At 67.3% G+C, this 26,982-nt stretch carries 19 protein-coding genes; 15 read left to right on the top strand and 4 right to left on the bottom strand.

Features of this window, described 5'->3' with window-relative positions:
- Positions 1-58: 58 nt before the first annotated feature.
- From tssB to HV783_RS18660, 15 genes are all read left to right on the top strand, one after another.
- Positions 59-583: a type VI secretion system contractile sheath small subunit gene (tssB, locus tag HV783_RS18590; RefSeq protein ID WP_054504404.1), complete on the top strand. Its 525-nt coding sequence runs from the start codon at positions 59-61 to the stop codon at positions 581-583.
- Complete coding sequence (gene tssC, locus HV783_RS18595; protein WP_068959502.1) at positions 576-2,069, top strand: type VI secretion system contractile sheath large subunit; 1,494 nt, start codon at positions 576-578, stop codon at positions 2,067-2,069. Before tssB ends, tssC begins: the two co-directional genes overlap by 8 nt.
- A gap of 40 nt (positions 2,070-2,109) precedes the next feature.
- Positions 2,110-2,613 carry an Hcp family type VI secretion system effector gene (locus HV783_RS18600; protein WP_006384074.1) on the top strand — a complete coding sequence of 168 codons (504 nt, stop codon included), beginning with the start codon at positions 2,110-2,112 and terminating at the stop codon, positions 2,611-2,613.
- 70 nt (positions 2,614-2,683) lie between these two features.
- The gene (gene tssE / locus HV783_RS18605) at positions 2,684-3,169 is read left to right on the top strand and encodes a type VI secretion system baseplate subunit TssE (protein ID WP_054504406.1); all 486 of its coding nucleotides are present in this window, start codon (positions 2,684-2,686) and stop codon (positions 3,167-3,169) included.
- Positions 3,170-3,222: 53 nt separating this feature from the next.
- Positions 3,223-5,061 (top strand): type VI secretion system baseplate subunit TssF, encoded by a 1,839-nt coding sequence (tssF, locus tag HV783_RS18610; protein ID WP_054504407.1) that lies wholly within the window; start codon positions 3,223-3,225, stop codon positions 5,059-5,061.
- Complete coding sequence (tssG, locus tag HV783_RS18615; protein WP_175143757.1) at positions 5,025-6,125, top strand: type VI secretion system baseplate subunit TssG; 1,101 nt, start codon at positions 5,025-5,027, stop codon at positions 6,123-6,125. The genes tssF and tssG overlap by 37 nt, the downstream gene beginning before the upstream one ends.
- 19 nt (positions 6,126-6,144) lie before the next feature.
- Positions 6,145-8,829, top strand: a complete 2,685-nt coding sequence (tssH, locus tag HV783_RS18620; RefSeq protein WP_175189647.1) for a type VI secretion system ATPase TssH — start codon at positions 6,145-6,147, stop codon at positions 8,827-8,829.
- A gap of 16 nt (positions 8,830-8,845) precedes the next feature.
- Entirely contained in the window at positions 8,846-11,539 is a 2,694-nt protein-coding gene (locus HV783_RS18625) for a type VI secretion system Vgr family protein (protein ID WP_175189648.1), read from the top strand.
- The gene (locus HV783_RS18630) at positions 11,532-12,518 is read left to right on the top strand and encodes a DUF4123 domain-containing protein (RefSeq protein ID WP_054504410.1); all 987 of its coding nucleotides are present in this window, start codon (positions 11,532-11,534) and stop codon (positions 12,516-12,518) included. Before HV783_RS18625 ends, HV783_RS18630 begins: the two co-directional genes overlap by 8 nt.
- On the top strand, positions 12,502-15,675 hold the full coding sequence (locus HV783_RS18635) for a toxin VasX (RefSeq protein WP_175189649.1): 3,174 nt from the start codon (positions 12,502-12,504) through the stop codon (positions 15,673-15,675). Before HV783_RS18630 ends, HV783_RS18635 begins: the two co-directional genes overlap by 17 nt.
- Complete coding sequence (locus tag HV783_RS18640; RefSeq protein ID WP_254603953.1) at positions 15,675-16,733, top strand: hypothetical protein; 1,059 nt, start codon at positions 15,675-15,677, stop codon at positions 16,731-16,733. The genes HV783_RS18635 and HV783_RS18640 overlap by 1 nt, the downstream gene beginning before the upstream one ends.
- Before the next feature lie 152 nt (positions 16,734-16,885).
- Positions 16,886-17,896: a hypothetical protein gene (locus HV783_RS18645; RefSeq protein WP_240317341.1), complete on the top strand. Its 1,011-nt coding sequence runs from the start codon at positions 16,886-16,888 to the stop codon at positions 17,894-17,896.
- A gap of 86 nt (positions 17,897-17,982) precedes the next feature.
- A complete protein-coding gene (locus HV783_RS18650) occupies positions 17,983-18,720 on the top strand; it encodes a putative type VI secretion system effector (RefSeq protein WP_175189650.1) in 738 nt (245 codons plus the stop codon).
- Between the two features lie 249 nt (positions 18,721-18,969).
- On the top strand, positions 18,970-19,881 hold the full coding sequence (locus tag HV783_RS18655; RefSeq protein WP_254603955.1) for a DUF6708 domain-containing protein: 912 nt from the start codon (positions 18,970-18,972) through the stop codon (positions 19,879-19,881).
- A gap of 77 nt (positions 19,882-19,958) precedes the next feature.
- On the top strand, positions 19,959-21,293 hold the full coding sequence (locus HV783_RS18660; protein WP_175189652.1) for a carotenoid oxygenase family protein: 1,335 nt from the start codon (positions 19,959-19,961) through the stop codon (positions 21,291-21,293).
- Positions 21,294-21,410: 117 nt separating this feature from the next.
- Here the strand turns inward: HV783_RS18660 and HV783_RS18665 are convergent, their stop codons facing one another.
- The 4 genes from HV783_RS18665 to HV783_RS18680 are packed head-to-tail and all read right to left on the bottom strand — an operon-like array spanning position 21,411 to position 26,979.
- Entirely contained in the window at positions 21,411-22,139 is a 729-nt protein-coding gene (locus HV783_RS18665) for a DUF2894 domain-containing protein (protein ID WP_437341324.1), read from the bottom strand.
- The gene (locus HV783_RS18670; RefSeq protein WP_175189654.1) at positions 22,129-22,785 is read right to left on the bottom strand and encodes an OmpA family protein; all 657 of its coding nucleotides are present in this window, start codon (positions 22,783-22,785) and stop codon (positions 22,129-22,131) included. Before HV783_RS18670 ends, HV783_RS18665 begins: the two co-directional genes overlap by 11 nt.
- Complete coding sequence (locus HV783_RS18675; RefSeq protein ID WP_175189655.1) at positions 22,782-26,081, bottom strand: DUF802 domain-containing protein; 3,300 nt, start codon at positions 26,079-26,081, stop codon at positions 22,782-22,784. The genes HV783_RS18670 and HV783_RS18675 overlap by 4 nt, the downstream gene beginning before the upstream one ends.
- 10 nt (positions 26,082-26,091) lie before the next feature.
- Positions 26,092-26,979: a DUF3348 domain-containing protein gene (locus tag HV783_RS18680; protein WP_116792359.1), complete on the bottom strand. Its 888-nt coding sequence runs from the start codon at positions 26,977-26,979 to the stop codon at positions 26,092-26,094.
- Positions 26,980-26,982 lie beyond the last annotated feature (3 nt).

Consider the following 26,982-nt stretch of genomic DNA (forward strand, 5'->3'; position numbering starts at 1 on the left):
CGGACCCGGCTGGCCGGGTCCGCTTGCCATCGTCAATACGCACCCGCTTGGAGCCCCCATGGCTAAGAAAGAAAGCGTTCAGAAAAGACTCCAGAAAGTACGCCCGCCGCGCGTCCAGTTGACCTATGACGTCGAGAAGGGCGACGCGATCGAGCAAAAGGAACTGCCCTTCGTCGTGGGCGTGGTGGGCGACTTCAGCGCGCAGTCGGAAGCCGAGCTGCCGCGCCTGAAGGACCGCAAGTTCGTCAACATCGACGTCGACAACTTCGACGACGTGATGCGCGGCCTGGAGCCGCGCGCCGCCTATCGCGTCAAGAACCGCCTGACGGAAGAGGGCGGCACCTTCGGCGTCGACCTGAAGTTCCGCTCGATCGAGGACTTCCGGCCCGAGGCGGTGGTGCAGCAGATCGAACCGCTCAAGGAATTGCTGGAGATCCGCACCAAGCTGGCCGACCTGCGCAACAAGCTGGCCGGCAACGACAAGCTGGAAGACCTGCTGGGCGAGGTGCTCAGCAGCACGGAAAAACTGCAGCAACTGACCAGCGAAGCCGGCAAGGACGGCAAGGGAGGCAGCAATGAGTAATTCCGCCGCTGCGCAGAACGCATCCGCCCCGGCCGCCGCCGCCGACTCGGGCCTGCTCGACCAGATCGTCGAGCAGAGCCGGGTGGCCAAATCCACCGCCGAGCACGATCGCGCCAAGGACCTGATCGGCGAACTGGCGCGCGAAGTCATGAAGGGCACCGTGGTGGTGTCGGACAACCTGTCCGCCATGCTCGACGCCCGCGTGGCCGAGCTGGACCGCCTGATCTCCGCCCAGCTCAGCGAAGTCATGCACGGCGCCGAGTTCCAGAAGCTCGAAAGCACCTGGCGCGGCCTGCATTACCTGTGCCAGGAAAGCAATACCGGGCCGATGCTCAAGATCAAGGTGCTCAACGTCACCAAGCGCGACCTGGTGCGCGACTTCCAGACCGCCATCGACTTCGACCAGAGCCTGATGTTCAAGAAGGTCTACGAAGAGGAATTCGGCACCTTCGGCGGTTCGCCCTTCGGCGCGCTGCTGGGCAACTTCGAGATCACCCGCCAGCCCGAGGACATGTACTTCATCGAACAGATGTCGCACGTGGCCGCGGCATCGCACGCCCCGTTCATCGCCTCGGCCTCGCCCGAACTGCTTGGCCTGGACAGCTTCGCCGACCTGGGCCGGCCGCGCGACCTGGCCAAGGTGTTCGACACCGTCGAATACACCAAGTGGCGCAGCTTCCGCGATTCCGAGGACTCGCGCTACGTCGGCCTGACCATGCCGCGCTTCCTGGGCCGCCTGCCGTACGACCCGAAAGAGGGCACCTCGGTGGAAGGCTTCAACTTCGTCGAGGACGTCGACGGCACCGACCATTCCAAGTACCTGTGGTGCAACGCCGCCTGGGCCTTCGGCGCGCGCCTGACCGCGGCCTTTGCCGACTTCGGCTGGTGCGCGGCAATCCGCGGCGTCGAAGGCGGCGGCCTGGTCGAGAACCTGCCGACGCACACCTTCAAGACCGACGACGGCGAGATCGCGCTGAAGTGCCCGACCGAAATCGCCATCACCGACCGGCGCGAGAAGGAACTGAGCGACCTCGGCCTGATCCCGCTGGTGCACTGCAAGAACTCCGACTACGCCGCGTTCTTCGGCGCCCAGTCGGTGCAGAAGGCCAAGAAGTACAACACCGACAGCGCCAACGCCAACGCGGTGCTGTCGGCGCAGTTGCAATACATCTTCTCCGTGTCGCGCGTGGCCCACTACCTGAAGGCGATGATGCGCGACAAGATCGGCAGTTTTGCGTCCGCGCAATCGGTCGAGAGCTTCCTGAACCGCTGGGTCTCGCAGTACGTGCTGCTGGACGACAACGCGAACCAGGAGCAGAAAGCGCAATTCCCCCTGCGGGAAGCATCGGTGCAAGTAGCCGAAGTGCCGGGTCGTCCTGGCGTGTTCCGGGCCGTGGCGTTCCTGCGGCCGCATTTCCAACTCGACGAGCTGTCGATTTCCCTGCGCCTGGTTGCGGAACTGCCCGCCCAGGCCCAGAAATCGTGATGACCGTCTGATTCAAAGCTTTTAACCGGAGAGTACTTTAATGAAGGACATCTACGTCAAATTCGGCAATCCCGCGCTCAAGGGCGAGTCCCAGGACAAGGACCACCCGGACTGGATCGAAGTGGGCTCGTGGCGCCACGAGATCATCCAGCCGCGTTCGGCCACCGCCTCGACCTCGGGCGGCCATACCGCCGAACGCACCGAGCACGGCGAAATGGTCTTCACCAAGGATCTGGACGTGGTCAGCCCGCTGCTCTACCAGCACGCCTCGGGCGGCACGACGTTTGACGAAGTGACCATCGACTTCCTGCGCGCCGACGGCGAAGGCAACCGCGTCAAGTACCTGGAAATCAAGCTCAAGTACGTGATCATCTCGCGCGTGGCGCCGGAAGTGGTCAGCGAAGGCCTGCCGCACGAATCGTTCTCGCTCAAGTACGCCGCGGTGCAGTGGAAGTACACGCAGCAGAAGGTGGGCGGCAACCAGGGCGGCAATTCCCAGGGCGCCTGGAGCCTGACCAAGAACGACAAGACCTACTCGGTCTGATCCCGACCGCGCGGCAAGGCGAAGGCCGCGGCTCGTCCCCGGGCCGCGGTTTTCCTGAAAGAGGTCCGTGATGAAGGGATTCGAACCCAGCCTGTTCGACAAGCTGTTCGAGGCGGACGGCCCGGCGCCGCACGCGCTGCGCCGCCTGTCGGTCGAGGAAATCAAGGAAACCGTCGCGCGCGACATCGAGGCCCTGCTCAATACCCGCATGGTCTTCACCGAGGCGTCGCTCAAGCGCTATCCGAACTGCCAGCGGTCGATCCTGACCTATGGCCTGTCGGATTTCTCCGGGCTCAGCCTGGCCAGCCACTACGACCGGGAATTCATCTGCCGGTCGCTGGAGCAGGCCATCGCCCGCCATGAGCCGCGGTTGACGCACGTGCGGGTGGTGCTGCAGGTCGACGGCCGCGCCACGTCGGTGCTGTATTTCGCGATCACCGCGATGCTGGACGTCGGCCCGGCCCACGAGCCGGTGACGTTCGACGCGACCCTGCAGCCGTCGACGCTGCAGTATTCGGTCAGCAAGGGCTGGGCCAAGGCCGCGGCGGCCGCCTGACAACATAAACGCACGCGGGCGCCGGCGGCCAGCCGCCGGCGAGGAAGGGAAAGATGGAAGAACTGCTGCCGTACTACGAACGCGAGCTGGGGTTCCTGCGCGGTTCGTCGCGGGATTTCGCCCAGCGCTATCCGAAGATCGCCGCGCGCCTGGGGCTATCGGGCGAGACCTGCGAGGATCCGCACGTCGAACGCATGATCGAGTCGTTCGCCCTGTTGGGCGCGCGCATCAACAAGAAGCTGGACGACGACTATCCGGAGTTCACGGAAGCGTTGTTCGAAGTGATGTACCCGCATTACCTGCGGCCGTTTCCGTCATGCTCGATCGCGCAGTTCGACATGGGCGGGGTGGCGGCGCAATTGACCGCGCCGGTGCGCGTGGCGCGGGGCACCGAATTGAAATCGCACGCCGTGCGCGGCGTGGCCTGCCGCTTCCGCACGGCCTATGACGTGACCCTGGCGCCGGTGGCCATCCGCCAGGCCACGTTCGCCTCGACCGCCAACGCGCCATCGGCCACGCAGTTGCCGCCGGGCGTGACCGGCCGGCTGTCGCTGACGCTGGCCTGCCTGGCCGAGACGCAAAGCTTCGCCACGCTGGCCGTGGACCGCCTGCGGGTCTATCTGCATGGCGAGCCGTCGTTCGTGGCGGCGCTGCGCGACTGCCTGTTCCTGCGCACCGCGGCGGCTTACATCGAAACCCAGCCCGGCCGCTGGAACCGGCTGCCTGACGTGCCGCTGGCGCAAGTGGGGCTGGCCGAGGACGACGCGCTGATCGACTTTCCGGCCAGCTCGCATCCGGCCTATCGGCTGCTGGCCGAGTACTTCGTCTTCTCCGAAAAATTCAATTTCGTCGACATCGACCTGGCGGCGCTGCGGCGCGCGGTCGGCCCGGCGCGCGAATTCACGCTGCACCTGCCGGTCAAGGGGCTGCGCGCCGATTCGAATACCGCGCGCCTGCTGGAGTCGGCGTCGGCGGATAACTTCCGGCTGGGCTGCACGCCGGTGATCAACCTGTTCGAGCAGCGCGCCGATCCCATCCGCGTCACGCATGCGGCGGCCTCCTATCCGGTGGTGGCCGACGCCCGCCGCGCCTACGGCTACGAGGTCTATTCCATCGACCGCGTGCGGCTGGTGCGGCAGAACGCGCAGGGCGATTCGGTGGTGGAGTTCCGGCCGTTCTATTCGCTGCATCACGGCGAAACGCCCGAGGGCGCCAGCCATTACTGGACCGCGCGGCGCGATGCGATGGTGGCCGAGCGCAGCCCGGGCTACGAAATGGAGATGTCCATCGTCGACATCGATTTCAACCCGGCCTTGCCACAGACCGAAACACTGAGCCTGGAACTGACCTGCACCAACCGCGACCTGCCGTCGCACCTGGCGGTGGGCCAGCCGGGCGGCGACCTGTTCCTGGAGGGCGGCTCGGTGGCGCGCGAGATCCGCATGCTGCGCCGCCCGACCCACACGCACCGCTTCCAGCAGGGCCGCGCGGCGCACTGGCGGCTGATCTCGCACCTGGCGCTGAACCACCTGTCGCTGGTGCACAGCGGCCTTCCTGCCCTGAAGGAGACGCTGCGCCTGTACGACCTGTCGCACGCGGCGGTGGCGGCGCGCCAGATCGAAGGACTGGTGGGGCTGGACTACAAGCCCGCGACCCACTGGATGCCCGGCGAGCCATTCGCGACCTTCGTGCGCGGCATCGAGATCCGGCTGACGATCAATGAAGACAACTTCGTGGGCACCAGCCTGCATGCCTTCGTGGCGGTGCTCAACCGCTTCTTCGGCCTTTACGTGCATGCCAACAGCTTCGTGCAGTTGGTGGTGCTGTCGCGCCGCGGCGCGGAAGAAATCCTACGGTGTGCTCCATGCAACGGCGACGCGATCCTAGCGTAATCGAATCGCTGCTGGCCGAGCCGCAGCGCTTCAAGTTCTTCCAGGCCGTGCGGGTGCTGGAACTGTGGTTCGCGCGCCAGGAAGGCACGCGCGCCAAGAATGCCGTGCCGGCGCACCTGCGCTTCGTCAACTCGTCATCGCTGGGCTTTCCGGCCAGCGAGATCGCGGGGTTGACGGCCTTCGACAAGAACGGCCAGGCCCTGCACGACGCCGAGGCGCGCCTGGCGGCGCTGGCGGCCGGCACCCTGGGGCGGGTGGAGATCGAGCCGGCCTTCTTCGGCCTGCTGGGCGGGCAGGGCGCCTTGCCGCTGCATTACTCCGAGATCCTGAGCCACCGCGAAAGCGCCACGCGCGACCGCGGCGCCCGCGCCTTCTTCGACATCTTCTCGAACCGGGCCGCGGCGCTGTTCTACGCGGCCTGGAAGAAGTACCGCATGCCGCTGCGGCACGAGACCGAGCAGGACCATCACTACCTGCCGCTGCTCCTGGCGTTGGGCGGCGTCGGCCATCCGGCGCTGCGCGACCGCCTGCATGCGGGCGAAGGCCGCGTGTTCGACGAGTCGCTGGCGCACTACGCGGCGGCGGCGCGGCAGCGGCCGGTGTCGGCCGCGTACCTGCAGCGGGTGCTGGCCGACTATTTCCAGGTGGCCTTGCGGGTCGAACAGTTCGTCGGCCGCTGGTATCACGTGCCGCCCGAGAACCGCACCCAGTTGGGCCGGCCCGGCGCGGTGCTGGGCGTGTCCGCCATGGCGGGCGACCGCATCTGGCAGCGCGACCTGCGCATCCGGCTGTGGATCGGCCCGTTGTCCAAGTCGGCGTTCGCCGACTTCCTGCCCGGCGGCGCCCGCGCCCAGGCGCTGGAAAAGCTGCTGACGATGTTCGGCGGGCTCAGCTTTGAATACGAGGTGCGCCTGGTGATGGCCAAGGAGGACGTCGCCGGCAGCGCGCTGGGCGGCGACGCCGAGGGCGGCGGCGCGCGCCTGGGCTGGAATTCCTTTCTCTGCACCGAACCGTCGGCGTCGGACCGCGACGACGCCAGCTACGAACTGCACACCATCCACTAAGAACAAGACAACCGAGAACATGGCCACTCCCCTGAAAACCCTGATCGGGAAACTGAACCAGACCTGCCGCCAGGCCGCCGAGCGCGCCGCCAGCCTGTGCATGGCGCAAGGCCACTACGAGGTGGACCTGGAGCACCTGTTCCTGGCGCTGCTGGAAAAGCCCGCCAGCGATTTCAGCATCGTGGCGCGCCGCAGCGGCATCGAGGCCTCGGTGCTGGAGGCCGACCTGAACGCCGAGATCCGCGGCTTCAAGAACGGCAATACCCGCACCCCGGTGTTTTCGCCGCATCTGCCGCGCCTGTTCGAGCACGCCTGGCTGATCGCCTCGCTGGACACGCAGACCACCCGCATCCGTTCCGGCCACCTGTTGCTGGCGCTGCTGACCGAGCCCGATCTGGCGGCGCTGGCGCGGCGCGGCTCGCGCCTGTTCGAGTCGTTCCGGCTGGAAGAGCTGAAGCACGATTTCGCGGCCCTGACGGCCGGCTCGGAAGAGGCCGGCCAGTCCGTCGCATTGGGCGATGACGCCGCGCAGGGCGAGGCCGCATCACCCGCGGCCGCGCTGTCCAAGACGCCGGCGCTGGACCAATACACCACCAACCTGACCGAGCGCGCCCGCGAAGGCAAGATCGATCCGGTGATCGGCCGCGATGCCGAGATCCGGCAGATGATCGACATCCTGACGCGGCGTCGCCAGAACAATCCCATCCTGACCGGCGAGGCCGGCGTCGGCAAGACCGCGGTGGTCGAAGGCCTGGCGCTGCGCATCGTGGCCGGCGACGTGCCGCCGGCGCTGGCCGGCGTGGCGCTGCGCACGCTGGACATGGGCCTCTTGCAGGCCGGCGCCAGCGTCAAGGGCGAGTTCGAGAACCGCCTGAAAAGCGTGATCGACGAGGTCAAGCAAAGCCCCACGCCCATCATCCTGTTCATCGACGAGGCCCACACCATGATCGGCGCAGGCGGGCAGGCCGGCCAGAACGATGCGGCCAACCTGCTCAAGCCGGCGCTGGCGCGCGGCGAACTGCGCACCATCGCCGCCACCACCTGGAGCGAATACAAGAAGTATTTCGAGAAGGACGCCGCGCTGGCGCGGCGCTTCCAGGTGGTCAAGGTGGAAGAGCCCAGCGAGACGCTTGCCGCCAGCATGCTGCGCGGCATGGCGCCGCTGATGGAACAGCATTTCGGCGTGCGCATCCTGGACGAAGCGATTGTGGCCGCCGCCCGCCTGTCGCACCGCTACATCAGCGGCCGCCAATTGCCGGACAAGGCGGTCGGTGTGCTGGACACCGCCTGCGCCCGGGTGGCATTGGGCCGTAGCGCCACGCCGGCCCTGATCGACGACGCCCGCCACCGCCTGGCGCGCCAGGAAACCGAGCGCGCCGCCCTGCGCCGCGAGGCCGCCGCCGGCGCCGCGCAGTCGGCCCGCCTGCGCGAGCTGGACGAGGAGATGGCCGCCACCCGCCAGCAACTGGTCGACGCCGAAGCGCGCCTGGCCCAGGAAAGCGAGCTGGTGCGGCAGATCCACGCGCTGCGCGAGGAGCTGGAAGCCGCGGGCCAGGAGCCCGACGCCGAAGCGGGCGCCAAGCGCCGCGGCGGCAAGGCCGCCGAGCCGACGCCCGCCCAGGCGCAACTGGCCGAGTTGCAGCAGCAACTGCGCGCCCTGCAGGGCGAGGCGCCGCTGGTGCCGGCCTATGTGGATGCGCAGGTGATCGCCGAGATCGTCTCGGCCTGGACCGGCATCCCGCTGGGCCGCATGGTCAATGACGAGATCCGCACCGTGCTGGAACTGCAGCCGCTGCTGGCCGAACGCGTGATCGGCCAGGACCACGCGCTGCACGCCATCGCCCAGCGCGTGCGCACCGCGCGCGCCGGCCTGGAAGACCCGAACAAGCCCAAGGGCGTGTTCCTGTTCGTCGGCCCCTCCGGCGTGGGCAAGACCGAGACCGCGCTGGCGGTGGCCGACATCCTGTACGGCGGCGAGCGCAAGCTGGTCACGATCAACATGAGCGAATACCAGGAGGCCCACAGCGTCTCGGGTCTGAAGGGTTCGCCGCCCGGCTACGTCGGCTACGGCGAAGGCGGGGTGCTGACCGAGGCCGTGCGGCGCCAGCCCTACAGCGTGGTGCTGCTCGATGAAATCGAGAAGGCCCATCCCGACGTGCTGGAATTGTTCTTCCAGGTGTTCGACAAGGGCGTGATGGACGACGCCGAGGGGCGCGAGATCGACTTCCGCAACACGCTCATCATCCTGACCTCCAACGTCGGCTCGTCGACCATCATGCAGGCCTGCCTGAACAAGACCGCCGAGGAGCGGCCGGACCCGGACGCTTTGCAGGAACTGCTGGCGCCGCAACTGTACAAGGCCTTCAAGCCGGCCTTCCTTGGCCGCATGAAGACCATCGCCTACTACCCGGTGGACGACGACGCCCTGGCGCGCATCATCGGCCTTAAGCTGGCCCGCATCGCCGAGCGGGTGCAGGCCAACCACCGCGCCGTGTTCGATTGGGACGACGCGCTGGTCGAGGCCGTGCTGGCGCGCTGCACCGAGGTGGACACGGGCGCGCGCAACGTCGACCACATCCTGAACGGCACGCTGTTGCCGCAGATCGCCGAGCAGGTGCTGGGCCGCATGGCGCAGGGCGAGGCGATCGCGCGCATCCGCGTCACGGCCGGCAAGAACGGCGACTTCCGCTACCGCCTGACCTGAGCCCGGAGCCAAGACCATGCCCCAGGATGCTTCCGGACTGTCCCGCCTGTCGACCGCCGGCATCGCGCAGGCCAACCGCCTGCTGGACCTGCGCACGCCGCTGGGCGATAACCGCCTGGTGGCCGAGACCCTGTCGGCCACCGAACAATTGAGTGGCGGCGCCTATCGCCTGGAGATCACTGCGCTGTCCGACGACGCGCATATTCCATTGAAGGCCCTGATGGGCCAGCCCGTCACCCTGCGCCTGCAGACCGCGCTGGACCGCGAGCAGCCGCGCCTGTGGCACGGCCACGCCACGGCGGTGCGTTTCCTGGGCGCCAACGGCGGCCTGGCGCGCTATGGGCTGACCGTGGAGCCGTGGCTGGCGTTCCTGCGGGCGCGGCGCGACAGCTTCGCCTATCAGGACAAGACGGTGATCGACATCGTCGACAGCATCTTCGGCGACTACAAGGGCCAGGGCACGCTGGCGCCGCAATGGCGCTGGGAGGTCAAGGACCGCGCCGTCTACGCCAAGCGCAGCCTGACCATCCAGTACCGCGAAACCGACTACGCCTTCATCGAACGCCTGCTGGCCGAAGAGGGCCTGTTCTACTGGGTCGAGCATGCCGACGACGGCCACACCCTGGTCATTGCCGACCACAACGATGCCTTCAAGGCCGGTCCGCAGGCCAGCGTGCGCTTTGCGCGCGCCGACGTGACCGAGACCGAAGACAGCATCCAGCGTTGGAGCCCGCGCCAGCGCTGGCAGACCAACGCCGTGCGCATGGCCAGTTGGGACTACCGCAGCGCCCAGGCGCGGCCGGTGTCGGCGCAGGCGGACGCCGGCAAGCTGGCGAACCCGTTGGAGCTGGTCAGCGACGACTACCCCGGCCAGTACGCCTACGAAGACAGCGCGCAGGGCGAGCGGCTGGCGCACAACGCGCTGGCGGCCCTGCGCGTGCGCCAGCAGAGCGTCGAGGGCGCTGGCACGGTGCGCACGCTGGCGCCAGGCCAGCGCTTCACGCTGACCGGCCACTATCAGCAGGGCGGTCCGTCCGCGTTCGTGGTGATCGCGATCACGCACCAGGCCCGCAACAACTTCGACGCCGACCTGGGGCGCGCCGTCAGCGAGGCTTTGGGGGGCGACAACGGCGACGACGCCGATTTCTATCGCAACACCTTCACCTGCATCGGCAGCGACACCGAATTCCGTCCCGCGACGCAGGATGGCCACGGCGAGCGCCTGCATCCCCGTCCCACGGTGTTCGGCGCGCAGACCGCCCTGGTGGTCGGCGCCGAGGAACCGGTGCACACCGACCGAGACCACCGCATCAAGGTGCAGTTCCATTGGCAGCGCGGCAAGGCTTCCAGCAGCCGGATGACGCATCCATCGGGCGATGAGAACGCGCCCGCCAAGGATGAACTGGGCACTTGGGTGCGCGTGGCCGAGCCGGTCGCCGGCGGCGACTGGGGCGGCCATTTCGTGCCGCGCGTGGGCCAGGAAGTGCTGGTGGAATTCCTGCACGGCGATATCGACCGTCCGGTGGTGGTGGGCGCGCTCTACAACGGCGAGGGCGCCGAGGATGCCGCGCACAACAAGGTGCAGGCGGGCGGCGCCAACGCCACCGGCAATGCGCCGGCCTGGTTCGCGGGCGCCAGCGAGGGCCACGCCCACAACGCGGTCATGTCGGGCTTCAAGACCCAGGCGCTGGCGACCAGCGGCGCGGGCACCGGCGGCTACAACCAACTGGTGCACGACGACACGCCGGGCCAGTCGCGCCTGACTGCATCGACCACGCAGGCCGATTCGCGCCTGAACCTGGGCCACGTCAAACAACAGCGCGACAACGAACGCCTGCAGGACCTGGGCCACGGCGCCGAGCTGTCGACCAAGGAGGCCGTGGCGCTGCGTGGCGGCCAGGGCCTGTTGATCAGCGCCGACCTGCGCGAGAACGCCGACGGCGCGCTGCTGGACAGCGCGGAGGCGGCCAAGCAGATCGAGGCCGCGCTCGAGTCAGCCAGGGAACTGGGCGACATCGCGGTCAAGCAGAAGGCTTTCCTGGAGGGGGATCCGCAGGCGCTGCCGGCGCACGAGGCGCTGGAGCACGTGCGGGACGTGGTCGAGGCGACCCAGGACGACCCCCGCGCGCAGGGGGGCGGGGCCAAGGTCGCGGCCTATAGCGAACCGCATATCCAGGTCAGCGCGCCCAGCGGCATCGGCCAATACACCCCGGGCAACGCCTTCCTGGTGGCCGGCGGCACGCTGGCACAGGTGGCGCCGGACGTGAACTGGGTCAGCAGCGCCAACCTGGCGGTGGGCGTGGCGGCCGGCGTGGTGCTGTTCACGGCGGGCCACGAGGCGGGCGGTAGCCGCCCGGTGAAGGACCGTGGCCTGCGGTTGCACGCGGCGGGCGGCAAGCTGCGCCTGCACAGCCAGGGCGCCAAGATGACCCTGACGGCAGAGAAGGCGGTGACCTTTGCCTCGGCCAGCGCGGCCGTGATGGTGCAGGCCAGGCAACGCGTGCTCGCCACCGCCGGCGGCGCCTATCTGCGCCTGGAGGGCGGCGGTATCCAGTTGCACGCGCCGGGCAAGGTCGAGCTCAAGGCGAGCGCGCATAGCTGGGTGGGGCCGCAGACCGCCAGTGGCGACTTGGCGCTGCCCTCGGGGGAATTCAAGGATTGCCCGAGCAAGGTGAATAGCGCCGCGGCGGGAGGGTCGGCCTTTGTTTGATGGAGACTTTCTCCACGACGCGGACCGGGCCGCCTGCGCGCGGCTCTATCAGCAACTGCTGGCCGCGGCTTCACGCCCGCAGCACAGCCGGCTCTATGTGCTGATCGACCCCACTATCGAGGATCCGCTGGCCCATGCCGCGCACCGCGGGCAGGCTGTGGCATTGCCGCTCGATCGCAGCCGCTTCCTGCCCGAGCACTGCCCCTATCTGCTCGAATTGGGCGAGTTCGGTCGCGATGACGCCATCGAGCTGTCTGTCCAGGCGGCTTGCGCGGCCGCCGGTCCTGGACAGACGCATCGGCCGGTCTGTGGCTGGATCGCCAGTCCCTTGGTAGCCTCCGTGCTGGCCCGGCATCTGGCCCGCATGGCGCGTTGCCTCGTGCCGGATCGCGTCGACCCGGTGACGCTGCGCCATTGGGATCCGCGCGTCGCTGAAGTCCTGGCGCAAGTGCTGTCCAGCGACCAGATGGCCCAATGGCTGGCACCGGTCCAGGCCTGCTGGCGGCCGGGCCGCGCCGCCGGCGAACTGGAACTCCAGTACGAACGGCCAGCGACGGCCGGCGTGGCGCAAGCCGGCCCGGCCGCGCCGCTGGTGCTCGATCACGCGCAGTGCGCCGTGCTTGAACGTGCCGGCTGGGTCAACCAGGCGCTCGACGCCTTGGCCGAGGCCGGCCACCACATGGCCGAGGCCGGTCTGCGCGCGCGCGCAGACCGGCTGGTGGCGCGCGCCCAGGCGCGTTGGGGGCTGGAGACGGATACCGACATCGTCGACTACACGCTGCATGGTTTGTTGGTGCACCCGCACTTCGACCAGCACCCGGATATCCGCCACGCCATGGCGACGGTGCAGGCCAACGGCATCGCGGCGGTGGCGGCCCTGAACGACATCACGCAAGAACAATGGAACCGCGTGCGGCAATGGACCGGCGAGGCATCCGAATCGGAGCAGACAGAGGTGAGGGATGGCGGAGCTTTCTAACGCGCGCAGCGCCGCGGCGGCGAACACCTGCGGCGAGACCAAGGGCAAGTGCATCAACTGCGACAAGCAGGGCGGCGTGGCGATCATGCCGCTGGTGCCGGCGCCGTTGCCGCGCCCCATGGTGCGCGAAGCCTGGGCCAATAGCGAGCATGGCGGCGCCAGCAATACGCAATGGGAGATCCCTGCCCATCGCATGTACAGCACCTGGCTGGAAAAAAAGCTGAACGCGCACGCCAAGGTGCGGCTGTTCGATCCGCGGTTCGACCCCGTCGGGCTGCCGGTGGAAACCTATTTCGTGCGCGTGCCCGCGGCCGGCTACCTGTATGTGCTCAAGCAGGACAAGACCTGGGACGGCTACCTGCTCGACAAGAAGGGCTACTACCGCAAGATCCCGGTCGCCAAGATGCCGGAGGACGCCGAAACCACCAAACCGCTGTCCGAGGCCTGCTCGTCGGAGGGGCACAACAATACCGCCACGCAGTTCATCACCATCGATCACGTGCGCAGCCCCAAGGTCTGGATCGCCTACAGCCGCTACGTCTGGGACAGGGAGACCCGCAAGGATTACGAAGACGACAAGGATGGCTGCCGCACGGCGCGGATGACCGAACTGAACCTCAAGGACATTGCCGACGGCAAGGTGGGGCCGGGCAGCACCGCGCCCAACACCTGCAAGCTGACCATGCCCGACATCACGGAGATCGTCGCCGATTACGCGCCGGCGGACGTACAGCGCTGCCTGAACGCGGGGCTGCACAACCCGCTGCAGCTGCGCGCCGAGCCGGAGCCGCAGTTGCTGACGTCGTTCATGTGGGCGGTGAATTCGAAACTACCAGCCTTGCAGTGGGGAGTGGGGCTGGTGCTGCCGGATCCGGTGGGGATCGTGCAGGAGTTGAATCTGCGGCGCAATATCGCGGCGGCGCGGGCGTCGGAACTGGAGGGGGCGCTCGACCCGGAGCGTGCTCGCAAGCGTGTCATCGCCGATATCATCCAAGGGATGTGCTTGAGCGCCAAGGCCAATCCGGGGCCGTTCTGGGCGCCTAATTATGGGCCGGAGCGCTACCAGCGCAATATCGACACCGGCGCATGGCAGAGTTCGCTTGCCGACAGCGAGGGCAGGGTTTCGCTGATGAACCAGATCGAGAGCGTCAGTGCCCTGTTCTGCACATGGATGGGAAGTCCATGCTGGAAGCAGCAGCAGCGTTCGGATTTTCACGACAAAGACGAAATGGCCGGCGTGCGGCGTGAGTTCATGGCTGCATCGTGCGTGGCCGGGTCCGGTCATACGGAACGGGAACGAAACCAGATCTGGGGCGAACTCTGGAAGTTGCCTATCGAATCGCCTGACAATTGGTACTACCGTAGTCTGGCTGCCGGGAACCCTGATTTCCTGAAATTGCTGGCTGACACTTCGTCGGTTGATGAAGCGATCACCACGATCAAGGCTGCGGTCGACATGAGCAAGGAGTTCAGCCAGGAGTACGCAAAAAAAATCGACACTTTGCGTGAAGTCTTGAGAGCCAAGCGCCGTTACAACGAGGCGACTGCGGCGCTCGTGGAAACGGTTTCGGGGCAGTTGGCCAGGCTGCTGGTTAAAGACATCAAGACCTATAACCGGTTGATGCGCGGCGTCGCTATGACCCTGGTGACGCGCGAAGACTTGCTGGTGAAACCAACAATCCTCAGCGGTCCGCTGGAGGAGATCAAACGTTTGGTCGAAGAGGCTGCCACCAAGCCCTTGAAAGGTGCTGCGCCCGTTACCTTGGGAGATGCGCTGCCTGTTGGTCGCGGCTATTTGTCCCAACCGGGCAACCTTGGGCAGAAAGGACTCAGCCTATCGGAGTCTGTTGGAAGAGGCGTCTATCTCGATCTCCCCTCGGAGAAGACGACCATCGCAAGCGTAGTCGCGTTCACGGTCCAGAAGCTGGAACAGGGCCAGACCTTGAGCAGGGCGTTGGCAGGGGGTACGCCACTGCAGGAGCTGGAGTTGCCCATGCGCAATCCGGCCCAGGTCAATCCTTATCTGGAGACGCGAGTGGCCCTGGCTGGTTCCATTGCGGGAACGGTGTTGGGGGCGGGCATTATGTTCTTCCAGGTTCAAGGCGCAATGAATGCGTTGAACGCGATGCTCAAGGAGGACGCGGGCCTCGACGACAGGATGGTGAGCGGCGCGGGAGTCGCGGCCAATGTCCTGGCGCTGGTCAGTGTGGGTATGGACATGTCCACCACGATAGTGGCGTTGGTGTCGCAGACCGCCGCCAAGAAGGTAACCACAATGGGCGCGAGGTTTGGTCTGTTCGCCGGCGTCCTCGAAGGAGGGGCGACGCTGATCGGCGCTTCGTACAAGATATATCAGGGGAAGAATACCCGCTCCGCGTATTGGAGTAGCGCGTCCGGGTTGGCCACGATCATCGCTGGCGGGGCGTCTTATGGGCTGACCATGGCGTCGGTTTCGACCGTTGGGGGGGCGGGCGTGGCCACGGTATTGGGCGTTACGCTGGGCCCGGTAGGCTGGACATTGTTGCTGGTCGCCGCGCTGGGCGTGGCGATCTGGACCGCCATCAATGCGGCGGGTACCGACGAGGGCAACCGTCTCCCGGTGGAGTATTGGCTCGATAGCGGGGTTTTTGGAAAAAAGGAGCAGCTTTCCAACACTCAGGCCAACCCGTTCGCGATCAAGGCATCAGGGGGCCAGAAAGCGGCGCCAGCTATTCCCTTCGCCAATCTTCGCGATGAATTGCAGGCGCTGGAGCGCATTTTGTTGGTGGCGGCAGGCTATCTGATGCCGGGGGCCCGGGGCGGCGGGTATGCTTATATCCATTTTCACGTCTCCGTTCCGCGGTATATCTCGCAGAGCCGAATCAGTATCGAGTTTTTCCGCAACGAGCGCGCTGGTGCCAATACATTCCGCAAGCTGGTGGCAGCCAGGAATGCGCAACAACCCACGGTCACCGATACCCCTTCTTTTATCCCGGCGCCGACGTTCCGGTCTACGGAAATGGAAGTGGATGGATCCAGCAAGAGTGTCAAGATCGTAGGGCTGTTTCAGGTTTTCCAGGGGCAGGGCGGATTCTATTGCATGCGGGTCAAGTATTGGCCGGATGAGCACAGCCGTCCCGAGCTGGAAACGGGCTTTGAGTCTTGGGTATACATTTGATGAATCGAGCCAGCAAGAAGCAATCAGTGGGCAATGAAATTCCGGAAAAAAGCGGAGCGTGGGGCTGGCTGCTGCCCGTGGGAAAAGAGCGTGGAACGTCGACGCCTTCTGGCCATGATCATGTCGTCGAAATATCCCCGGCATGCCTGCGGCTCGTACCGCCCCGGGATTCCATGCGTGGGTATGGGGCGGCGGTAGCCTATCTGTTCGGATTGCTGATGAGTTTCACGGCGATCAATTTCATCGTGAAATTCGATCCCACCGGCCGAGGCTACGGCCAGGATTTCTTCATATTTGCAACGTTGTACGTTGTCCTTGCCTTGGTCGGCCTGATTACCGCATTGAAGCTGACGTTCGCGCTCGTGCCGGATACGGTGATCATCAGTCGCCGTCTGCGCCGCCTGTACGCGTGGGAAAAGAAGGCGGGCTGGATCGCGGTCGACTATGACCAGGCTGTTCCCTATGTTGCCAACCGCATGGTTGTCACCACGACCGGCGCGGGTGCGCTGTATCCCTTGCGTGTGGCGCAGCTGTGGCCGGGGAGCCGTCGTGTCAAGACGGGGGTGACGCCCACCAGTCCGTTCGCCAGTCCGCAGTTGGCGGGGGAGGTCTGGGAATTCATTCGGTGCTACATGGACGGGGAACCGGCACAGGTGCCGCCGGTGGCGCTGATTCCCGATCATCGCGCCAATGCGTATGCGTGGATGGACCGTGAATTGTTCTCGGACTCGGTCGATCGGCGGCACCGCTTGAAGGGAGGACTGCAGTCGGTGGCGTTCTGGTTCTTCGGCAGCATGTATTACGTGCCCAATTGGCTGGAATACTGGATCCGTTGCCACGGCCGCCGTCCGGCGCTGCCGGCGGAGTTGGCCGAGTCGATGAAGTGGGAGGGCGAGAATCCTTATCCCATTATCCCGCCCACGCCTGAAGAGCGCTTGGCGATTGAAGGCAAGCTGCCGCATATGCTGAATCGATGGCGCTTGGTAAGCGTTTTCGGGCTATTGACCTGGGTGGTGTTGCCGGTCGGGTTTGTATCGGTATTCGCGTTTTTCTTGTAGTTGACTCCAAGGGCGTGGGTATGGGCTGAGCGTGAAAAGTAACGGCACGTGATCCAGGGATTTTCTGTCGTCCAGAAGAAGGAGGCGCGTTGTGGGCGGTTGCCGCATCGCCGTCCTGTCGAACTCGATGACAACTATTAGGAAAATGAGAGATGGAAGTACTGCCGGAACGCACCGGCACCTGGGGCTGGCTGCTGTCGGGACGGTCTGGCGTGCAGCCGGCCGCCGAGGGCATGGTTACCGAATTGACGCCGGCCTGCTTGCGTCTGACGGGGCCTTTCGAGGCGTCTCGCGGTTACGTGGCCTGCGTCTCGTTGGCGGCGGCGGTTGGGTTGACATTGCTGTTTCTCACCGCGCTGATCGATCTCCGTATGGGTAGGACCACCCTGGATACGGGCCTTGCGGTCATGATGGCAAGTTATCTCGTCTGTGCGTTGATCGGCTGGGTCTGCGCTTATCGATCGGTTTTTTCACCCATCCAGGAGACCACTATCGTCAGTCGCGCACTGCGGCGCTTGTATGCGTGGGAAAAACGGACCGGCTGGACGTCGGTCGACTTTGACCGTGCGCTGGCTTACGTGGGCAACTATCACGTGGTCACCACGACCGGGGCGGGAGCGGCCTATCCATTGCGTGTCGTCGAGATCGCGCCCGACACGCGCCGCATTCTCAAGGGCGTGGCGCTTACCGCGCCATTCGACCGTCCCGAAGCCGGGGCGCAACTTTGGGAGTTCATCCGCTTGTACATGGACGCCGAACCCGCGGCATTGCCGCCGGTCGCGTTGGTGCCGGACCATCGCGTCAACGCGTATGCATGGATGGAGCGTGAACTCTTTCCCTATGCGATCGATCGTCATCACAGACTGGTGCGGCCGTTCGCGTTCTGGTTCTTCAGCGGCGCCTATTACCTGCCGAATTGGATGGAGTGCTGGATTCGCCGATTCGGACGCCGCCCTGCGCTGCCGGCGGAATTGGCGGCAGTGGCGGGCTGGCAAGGCGACAACCCGTATCGGATCGTCCCGCCGACGCAGGAAGAACTGCTGGCGCGTGCCGGGAATCTGCCGTCCATGAAAAGGCGATGGTGGCTGGCAAGTATTTTCGGTTTGGCGCTCTGGGTTGCCCTGCCGCTGTTTTTCGCGGGCGTCGTGGTGTCCAACTGGTAGGCGGGTATTGACGGGGTCGGTTCCACGCCGGCGGTATGCATTCGATGAGCGGAGTGCGATCGATGGGATATTCGGAATCGGTAGCAATGACGACGGAACGTCATGACAAGGTCCGCAAGCTGGCCGGCAAGATCGCGGGACTGCGCCGCGTCAGGCGCTCGCGTGATTTCGTGATGGAGCAGCTAGGCGGCGGCGTTGGCGCGTCGGCGGTGTCCGCCGGCCTGGCGGAGATGGGGGGCGCGGCCATTGCGATCGCTACCCTCGACAGTACGGAGAAGGCGGACTTCGTGGAGTTCACGCTCGGCGGCGAGCCCGTTCGAGGCTGGTTCTGGCGGTTTCCCTTTGACGAGGGCGATGACATCGAACTGGTGGCCGAGCGCGACGGGCAGGCATGGATCGCCTACGGCGCCCGGCGGCCGGCCGATGCGCTGGTTGCGGTGTATCCGCATTGTTTCGAGGGGCGCCGGGCGCACTACGCTTCCACGTTCCGCTTCTGGGGCATCGTAGTGGGGGCGGTTTTTCTGTTCATGATGTGCCTGGATGCGATTTTCGCAATGTTCAAGGGCACATTCAGCCTGAGCAGCCAGTTGTCGGCGTATGCGGTCTACCTGGCCTATGGGTTGCCGGCGTTGTTGCTGGTTTTCGGGTTCCTGGCTTGGCGCGGCGGTTGCAAGACGGAAGGGTTTGCGCGGATGGCAGAGACCATTTTCGCCGGCTTTGGCTGGCGGGATGCCAGCCGCATCAATTTGCGCAAGACCTCCAGGGCGTTGCGTCGCGACGGTGATGGGCGTGACTATGGCACGCTCTATTTCCGCTACAGGTGAGCGCTTGGCGATTGAAGGCAAGCTGCCGCATATGCTGGGCCGGTGGCGCTTGGTAAGCGTTTTCGGGCTATTGATCTGGGTGGCGCTGCCCATCGGGTTCGTGTCGGTATTTGCGTTTTTCCTGTAGTTGGCGCGTTGACGCCGACTCGCTTGCGCCTGACGCGAGAGTATTCCCCGCTCGGTGCCGGGGGGCGCCTTGCCGGCGTTTTTCCTTGACCCAGGAGGGGCCCGATGGATTTCAACGGACTCATGTCCAAGTTTCCCAACGACCGTCCACTGACGGAATTCGAGCGTGAGCACCGACTGCTGCAGAAAAAGCGGCTGGATGTCCCGCTGCTGGCGCAACTGTGCGTGGTGAGGATGAATTCCAACAGCCTGCTGTCGGTCGACCGTTGGTATGCCTGGCGTGGCTTCGTGGCGCTGCTGGGTGCGATCGGCCTGGCCTTCGGCATCGGCGGCGTCCTGATGCTGGCCTGGATCCTGGTGGTGGACCGGCTGCCCAATGAAAACGGCCTGTGGGAAGCCGTCTTCTTCGGCATGGCCATTTGCGCGGCGCTGGGCGCGGCGAGCGCCTGGGTCGCCCACAAGGAAATGTTCCGCTGGACCTACTATCCCATCGCGCTGGATCGCAAGCGCCGCCTGGTGCATGTGTTCCGGCTGGACGGCACCGTGCTGACCGCAGCGTGGGACAAGATCCATTTCACGCTGGGACGGGGCAGGGGCAGCTTCGGTTTGCTCAACTGGGATATCCGCGGACTGATCCTCGATCAGGACGGGGCCACGGTCAGGGAGACCTTTGCGTTCTGCATCGCCACCAGCCGCATCGAAAACGCATATTCGCATTGGGAGTTCCTGCGCCGTTACATGGAAGAGGGCCCGCAAGCGGTGCTGGACGCGGTGCTGTTCTGCATGCCGGTCGACGGCAAGCGCGAGAGTTTCGCCTTCAGCAAGGAGCGCATCTTCGCCAACGATGCCCAACAGCCGGGCCTGGCCTGCCTGATCTTGGCGCCCGTCAACTACCTGCACGCGATCATGCGTTGGGCTGTCATGCGCACCAGCAGGATCCCGGCGTTTTCGCCCGAGATCGAGGCGACGCTGCGGCCTGAGCCAGGCGATCCGTATGTTCGCGACGCCTCGATGATCCCGGAAGACCTGCGTTAATTAAACCCGGGTAATATTGACGAATAATTTAATCCGGGTAAAAATTACATCCTTCTCCAACCCGAAGGATGCAAGGCATGACCCGATTCGACCTGAACACCGGCGCCACCGCGCCGCTTGCCGATGAAACCGACCTGACCGACCTGCCGGTGACGGGCACGTTGCCGCCCGAGCTGGACGGCGCGCTGGTGCGCAACGGTCCCAACCCCCTGCGCGGCCGTTTCGAGGGCAACGACGTGCTGTCCTGGTGGCCCCAGCCGGCGATGCTGCACGCCATCACCTTGCGGGATGGCCGCGCCATGGACTACCGCAACCGCTGGGCCCGCACCCGCCTGTGGGCGCGCGAATACGCGCCCGCGCTGGCCGCCGACCTGCCCGACACCAATCCCAACGTCAACGTGCTGCGCCATGCCGGCGAAACCCTGGCGCTGGCCGAAGGCGGCGTGCCGCTGGCGATGACGGCGGGGCTGGACTTCCTGGGCGCCTGCGGCCGCCATCCCGGCTTGGCGGGCGGCATGACCGCGCACCCCAAGATCGATGCCGTGACCGGCGAGTTGATGAGCTTTCGCGCCCATTGGGAGCGACCCTGGCTGCGCTATGGCGTGGCGGATGCCCACGGTCGGCCGCTGCTGGACCAGCTGATCGAGGTGCCCGAGCCGTCGATGATGCACGACATGGCCATCACCGCCCGCCACAGCATCCTGCTGGACCTGAACGTGGCCTACGATTTTTCGATGCTGTCGCGCGGCTACCGCATGCCGCTGCGCTGGCACGACGAGCGGCAATCGCGGCTGGGCGTGATCCCGCGCCATGGCGGGCCGGTGCGCTGGTTCGAGGTGGCGCCGTGTTTCATCCAGCACGTGGTCAACGCCTACGAGGCCGACGACACCACGCTGGTGCTGGACGTGGTGCGCTATCCGGAATACCTGCGGCTGTCGCGTGACGGCGCGGGCTTCGTGGACAGCCCGTTGGGGGTGCTGTGGCGCTACGTGATCGACCAGGCCGGCGGCGGCGTCAGCGAGCGCCAGCTGGATGACGCCGGCATCGAACTGCCGCGCATCAACGATGGCCGCACCGGCCATGCCTATCGCTATGCCTACGCCGTGCATCAACCCAACAATCGCGAGATGCGCGGGGTGGTGCGCTACGACCTGGAGACCGGCGCGCGGCAGCGGTACGAGGTGCCGCCGGGCGACCAGAACAGCGAACCCGTGTTCGTGCCGCGCCCCGGCGCGCAGTCGGAGGACGACGGCTGGGTGCTGGTGTGCGTCTATCGACAGGAGGGCGACCGCAGCGACGTGGTGGTGCTCGATGCCCGTGACCTGACGGCCGGGCCGCTGGCCACGGTGCGCCTGCCGCGGCGGATACCGGCGGGTTTCCATGGCGCCTGGCTGCCACGCGAGGCGGGCTGAAGGCGAGGGCGGCGCGGGGAGGGGGCCGCGCCGGGAGGCTGCTTGAGGGCGCCCGCCAGCGGGGCTTTGGGCCGGCATGGCCAGCGTTGCCTGTCGCGGTTGCGAGCGGGAGGTGTCCTAGCGGCCCTTGGCGCGCGCGCCTTTCCTGGCGGGCGCGCGCGACGTCTCCCTGGCCGGCGGCGCGGCGGCCGCCGTTACCTGTTCCATCCAGGCCAGCGTCTCGGTGTAGGTCACGAACTGCTGCAGATAGCCCGGCGACAGCTCGCGCATCAACGACAGGGCGCGGTGCACCAGCTGGTTGGAATTGAGCGGGCCGGCGTTCTTGTGCACCTGCTCCTGCGACTGGCGCACCTGACGGTCGGCGCTCAGGCCGGACCAGATCTCGCGCAGGCCATCCAGCACCGGCATGTCCGGATAGGCATCGCGGCGCGCCTGCGCGGCGATGGCGTCGGGGTCTTCGCCGGGCGCGCCGGGGTAGGCGAGATACGCCGCCAGTTCCGCCAGCGGCCCGCGCGCGGGCTTGGGGGCTGCCGTGGCCGGCGCGGGGCTGGCATCGGGCGTGGCGGGATCGTCCAGCCCTTCGGCTGCGTTGGCCGCGCGGGCCGCGGCGACGCGCGCCGCATACGCCCGCAGCAACTGCGCCAGCCGCTCGTCCAGCCGGGCGCGGGCCGCGCCGGCGTGGGCGGCCGCGCGCCGGGCCAGCGCCTCGATGAAATGGAAACCGACCGGATCGAGCCGGTCGTCGCCGCGCTCGCGCCAGGCCTGCAAGGTGGCGAGCGTGGCGTCGGCGGGCGCGGTATCCGCGCCGGTCGTCAGCGCCGGGCCCAGGCCGCCATCACTGGCCACGCGCGGGCTCCGCACTGTTGGTCGGCTTGGGAATGGGGGTGATCTCGACCCGGCGGTTCTTCGCGCGGCCGTCTTCATCGGCGTTCGAGGCCACCGGCTGCTCGGCGCCGAAGGCGGCGGCGAACACCAGCGACGACGGCACGCCTTCGTCGATCAGGGCGCGGGTGACGGTCAGCGCGCGCTGCGCCGACAGGTCCCAGTTGTCGGCAAAGCGCCGGTTGCCCTCGCGCACCTGCTGGTCGTCGGTGAAGCCGCTGACCATCAGGATCTCGTCATTGGCCTTCAGGTAGGCCGACAGCGGTTCGATCAGGCTTTTCAGCACCTCGCGGCCTTCCGGCTGCAATTGGTCGGAATTGAGCGCGAACAGCACGCTGCCGCTGATGCCGATGCGGCCGTTGACTAGCGTCACGCGGCCGGCCGCCAGCGGCGCGGCCAGGGCCTGCTCCAGCGTCTGGCGGCGCTGGGTCTCTTCCTGGCGCTGCTTGACCTCGCGTTCCAGTTGGGTCGACAGCTCGAGCTGCACGGCCACCACGCTCACCAGGATCAGCACGAAGGCGCCCAGCAGCACCGACATCAGGTCGCCGAAGACGGCCCAGGTCGGCACCGCGGGTTCCACGCCGCCGTCGATGTCCTCGCCCGCGCTCATGCCGCCTGCGCTCCGGCGGTGGCGGCGCGCTGGCTGGCCAGTTCGCGCAGGTTCTCGACGATCTGCTTTTGCGACATGGTGCTCAGGTCGACCACTTCACGCGCCTGCGCCACGTAGTAGGCCAGTTGTTCGTCGCCACGGGCGATGGACTTGTCCAGCGCCGCTTCGATGCGTTCCAGGTGCGCCACGAGCCTGTCGTTGGACTCGCCGAACAGGCGCACCGCGGCGCCGAAGGCTTCGCCCAGGCTGGCCACTTCGGCCGCGCCGCTGGTCACCTGCGCGGCCACGTCGTCCAGGCGGGCGGTCTCGGATTCGACCTGCTCGGTGAACTGCGCGCCGACCCGGTCCAGCAGGTCGGTCGACGACGACACCAGCGCGTCCACCGCGCTGCGCTGTTCGCTGGAGGCGTGGTTGACGGCATCCAGCAGCGTCGCCAGCGTGTCCAGCAGGCGATTGCGTTCTTCCAGCATGGCGTTGTCGTAGGCCAGGCTGTCCGACAGTTTCTGGCGCATTTCGCCGATGACTTCGGCGGCCGCGCGCGGCGCTTCGGAGGCGGCCTGCACCAGTTGGCCGATCTCGGCGATGGTGCCGCTGGCGTGGGCCTCGGTCTGGGTGGCGATGTCCTGCGCGGTCTGGGCCAGGGTGGCGCAGATTTCCTGCTGCAGGGCGGCGCTGCGGGCGCCGGCTTGTTCCCATTCGTGGCGCAGCGCTTCGGCCATGCGGCCCAGCTCGCCGGTCCAGGCGGCCAGGCGTTCCTGGTCGCGCGCGGCCAGCTCGGCCTGCAGGCCGGCCTGCGATTGGCCCAGGGTCTGCAGCAGCGATGCCGAATGCTGCTCGAAGGCGGACGCCGCCGTGGTCAGGGCCTGCTGGTTGTCGCTGGCCAGTTTCTCGTTGGCCAGCTCCTGGCGTATCTGCGCCTCGGTCCAGGCCTGCGTCACGCCGCCAGCCGCCGTTTCCAGGCGGGCCGACAGGTTTTCCAGCAGCGCGGCCTGCGCCTGGGTCTGGGTGGTCAGGTCCTGCGCGGTGCGCTCCAGCAGTTGTTCCAGTGCCTGGTGGCGCGCGGCGGTCTGCTCGCCGGCCTGGCGCCATTCGCGGCCCAGGTCGGCGGCCATGGCGCCGAGCGAGGCGTGCCAGGCGGCCAGGCGCGCTTCGTCGCGCGAGGCCAGGGCGGCCTGCAGCTCGGCATGCGACTGGTCCAGCGTGCGCAGCAGCGACGCGGAATGTTGTTCGAACGCGGCGGCGGCCGTGGCCAGGGCCTGCTGGGTGTCGCCGGCCAGCTTCTCGCTGGTCAGTTCCTGGCGCACCTGCGCCTCGGTCCAGGCCTGGGTCACGCCGGTGGCGGCCGTTTCGATGCGGGCGGCGACCGTGTCCAGCAGCGCGGCCTGCGCGTCGGAGCGGGTCGCCAGTTCCTGCGCGGTCCGCGCCAGCGTCTGGCTGACTTCCTGCTGGCGGGCGGCGGCTTGCGCGCCGGCCTGTTCCCATTCGCGGCCGAGCTTGTCGGTCAGGGCGCCGAGCGTGCCGGCCCACGTGGCCAGGCGCTGCTCGTCGCGCGAGGCCAGGGCGGCCTGCAGGTCGGCGTGCGACTGGTCCAGCGTGCGCAGCAGCGTCGAGGCGTGTTGTTCGAAGGTGGCGGCGGCGGCGGCCAGGGCTTCGCGGTTGTCGCCGGCCAGCTTGTCGCTGACCTGCGACTGGCGCTCCAGCGCCTCGTGCCATTGCGCCGAGACGTTGCCGGCGGCGCTTTCCAGGCGCGCCGACACGTTCTCCAGCAGGCCGGCCTGGGTCTGCGCGTGCTCGGTCAGTTCCTGGGCGCTGCGCGCCAGGGCCTGGTTGATTTCGAGCTGGCGCTCGGCGGCCTGCGCGCCGGCCTGCTGCCATTCCTGGCGCAGGGTGGCGGACAGCGCGCCCAGGGTTTCGGTCCACGCCGCCAGGCGTTGCTGGTCGCGCGAGGCCAGTTCGGATTGCAGGGCGGTGTGCGACTGGTTCAGCGTGCGCAGCAGCGACGCCGAGTGCTGCTCGAAGCTGGCGGCGGCGGCTGTCAGCGCCTGCAGATTGTCGCCGGCCAGTTTCTCGCTGGCCCGCTCCTGGCGGTTCAGCGCCACGTTCCAGGCTTCGGACATGCTGCCCGAGGACGCCTCCAGCCGTTCGGACACGCTGTCCAGCAGCGCGGCCGAGCGCTGCTCGAAGGTCTGCGCGAAGCGGTCCAGCGAATCGCGCAGGTCCTGCGCCAATGCTTCGCTGGCGCGCTGCTGGCCGGCCAGCGCCTGGTTCCAGATGCCGGCCACGTTGCTGGTGGCGGCCTGCAGGCCGGCGGTCATGCCGTCGAGCTGGCGCTGCACTGCCTGGGTCACGCTTTCGTGCAGCGAGGCGGTCTCGCGCGACAGGCCGGCCATGGTGGCCTCGACGGCGGGCTGCAGCGCCGCGCCGGCCGAACGGGCGCTTTCGGCCACGCTTTCCTTCATCGATTGTTCCATCACGGCGGCCAGGCGCGCGTAGGCGGCCTCGGCCTTGCCCTGGAACGCATCCTGGCTGGCGAGCTGGCGCTCGTTCAGCGTGTGGTTCTGCTGCTCCAGGTTGCGCATCATGGCGTCCAGGCGGTCGACCAGCGCGGGCATGGCCTCGGCCTGCCGTTGCAGCACTTCGGCCTGGCGCTGCAGCAGCTTGAAGCTTTCTTCGCGCTGGTGCGCCTGGCTGTACAGGCGCAGCGTGGTGGCCGCCTTGGCGTCCAGCAGTTGCGCCGCCTGGATGCGGTCGCGCCGGCACAGCGCCGCCAGCAGGCCCAGCATGGCGGAGGTGGCCACGCCCGCGATCGAGGTGCCGAAGGCAAAGCCCAGGCCCTTGACCGGCGCGGCCAGCGAGGCGCGGATGGCGGCCAGGTCGGTGGCGCTTTCCAGGGCGGTGCCGGTGCCGCGCAGCGTCACCACCATGCCCAGGAAGGTGCCCAGCATGCCCAGCAGCACCAGCAGGCCGACCAGGTAGGGCGCCAACGCCGGGCCGGGCAGGCCCACGCGTTCGCCTTCGATGCGCAGCCGCACGGCGTTGCGCAGGCCGGCCGGCAATTGGTCGAGCCAACCGCCCAGGCTGGCGGGCGCTTCCGACAGGTTGCCGACCGCGCGTCTGAGCGACGCGGTGGCCTGTTGGTAGCGCAGCAATTCAAGCGCGCCCGCCACGTAGCAGGCGCAGATCAGCAGCGTGACGGCCAGCGCCAGGGGGTTGGTGCCCGCGTAGCCCGCGCCGATCCAGCCGGTCACGGCCAGGCCGCAAATGAAAACAACGATATTGATCAGATACTTGGACATAGTGTCCCGGTTAGCTGGCGCGAAGGGTGGCAAGCAGCCCTTCCACCGGTTGTAAACGAACATCCAATTCGGCCAGCAGCACGCTGCGCATATCCTTGCGGAACGTCTCCAGCCACGCGCCCGGCGTGGGCGCGGATAAAGCGGGTTGCGGCGCCGCGCAGGCCGCCGCCTGCGCGGGCGCGGCGGCGGGAGCGTCGTCCGTTGCGCTGCCCCCCGGCGCGGCCGGCGCCTGGGCATCGGCCGCCGGCTCGTCCGCGGTTCCGGCCGGGACCCCGGTCTCGGCTTGCGCTTGCGCCGCCGCTTCCAGCGCGGCCTGTTCGGCCAGCCGCAGCCGGTCGAAATGCCCCTGCAGCAACTTCGGAATCGCGCCCAGCAGCGTCCGCTCGCGCGGCAGCAGGGCGCGGTCCATGATGGCGTCCACCACCGCCAGCCGCGTCATCTCCGGCGTTTTGGCCGCGAGCATGCCGCGCAGGCGGCTGCGCAGGTTGCCGATGCTGGTTTCCATCGTGTGCTGCAACGACAGATAACGCTGACGAAAATTCGAGTAATCGGCGTCGTCGGCCTGCAGCGCCGCCACCTTGGCGGACACCTGTCCCGGCATCTGCCGCTTGGCGGCCGTGGCCGCGGTGTCGCTGGCGATGGCATCGGCCAGCGTGGTGCGGACGCGCTCGCACTCGCGCTCCTCGGCGCTGCTGAACTGGCGCGCGCCCGGCGCGATCGCCGGCGGGCGGTTGTTCAGGGCGGCGGACAGGGCAATCGCGTCGGTCCAGCCGAGCCACTGGCTCAGATGATCCGACAACGGTTGCCGGGATTCCGGCACGTCGACATCCGTCAGGCGAGTCAGCAAGCGAATGAGCGTCGGGCCGCTTAAACCTGTGCGCTGTGGGGCTTGCAACATACC

The sequence above is a fragment of the Achromobacter dolens genome (genome assembly GCF_902859745.1).
Lineage (GTDB): Bacteria > Pseudomonadota > Gammaproteobacteria > Burkholderiales > Burkholderiaceae_B > Achromobacter > Achromobacter dolens.

Excerpts from the sequence above, each read along its gene's own strand:
- HV783_RS18640 (WP_254603953.1), top strand. The coding sequence starts at position 15,675 with ATGAATCGAGCCAGCAAGAAGCAATCAGTGGGCAATGAAATTCCGGAA.
- HV783_RS18670 (WP_175189654.1), bottom strand. The coding sequence starts at position 22,785 with ATGAGCGCGGGCGAGGACATCGACGGCGGCGTGGAACCCGCGGTGCCG.
- tssF (WP_054504407.1), top strand. The coding sequence starts at position 3,223 with ATGGAAGAACTGCTGCCGTACTACGAACGCGAGCTGGGGTTCCTGCGC.
- HV783_RS18650 (WP_175189650.1), top strand. The coding sequence starts at position 17,983 with ATGACGACGGAACGTCATGACAAGGTCCGCAAGCTGGCCGGCAAGATC.
- tssB (WP_054504404.1), top strand. The coding sequence starts at position 59 with ATGGCTAAGAAAGAAAGCGTTCAGAAAAGACTCCAGAAAGTACGCCCG.
- HV783_RS18625 (WP_175189648.1), top strand. The coding sequence starts at position 8,846 with ATGCCCCAGGATGCTTCCGGACTGTCCCGCCTGTCGACCGCCGGCATC.
- HV783_RS18655 (WP_254603955.1), top strand. The coding sequence starts at position 18,970 with ATGTCCAAGTTTCCCAACGACCGTCCACTGACGGAATTCGAGCGTGAG.
- tssH (WP_175189647.1), top strand. The coding sequence starts at position 6,145 with ATGGCCACTCCCCTGAAAACCCTGATCGGGAAACTGAACCAGACCTGC.
- tssC (WP_068959502.1), top strand. The coding sequence starts at position 576 with ATGAGTAATTCCGCCGCTGCGCAGAACGCATCCGCCCCGGCCGCCGCC.
- tssE (WP_054504406.1), top strand. The coding sequence starts at position 2,684 with ATGAAGGGATTCGAACCCAGCCTGTTCGACAAGCTGTTCGAGGCGGAC.
- HV783_RS18645 (WP_240317341.1), top strand. The coding sequence starts at position 16,886 with ATGGAAGTACTGCCGGAACGCACCGGCACCTGGGGCTGGCTGCTGTCG.
- HV783_RS18675 (WP_175189655.1), bottom strand. The coding sequence starts at position 26,081 with ATGTCCAAGTATCTGATCAATATCGTTGTTTTCATTTGCGGCCTGGCC.
- HV783_RS18660 (WP_175189652.1), top strand. The coding sequence starts at position 19,959 with ATGACCCGATTCGACCTGAACACCGGCGCCACCGCGCCGCTTGCCGAT.
- HV783_RS18600 (WP_006384074.1), top strand. The coding sequence starts at position 2,110 with ATGAAGGACATCTACGTCAAATTCGGCAATCCCGCGCTCAAGGGCGAG.
- HV783_RS18680 (WP_116792359.1), bottom strand. The coding sequence starts at position 26,979 with ATGTTGCAAGCCCCACAGCGCACAGGTTTAAGCGGCCCGACGCTCATT.
- HV783_RS18635 (WP_175189649.1), top strand. The coding sequence starts at position 12,502 with ATGGCGGAGCTTTCTAACGCGCGCAGCGCCGCGGCGGCGAACACCTGC.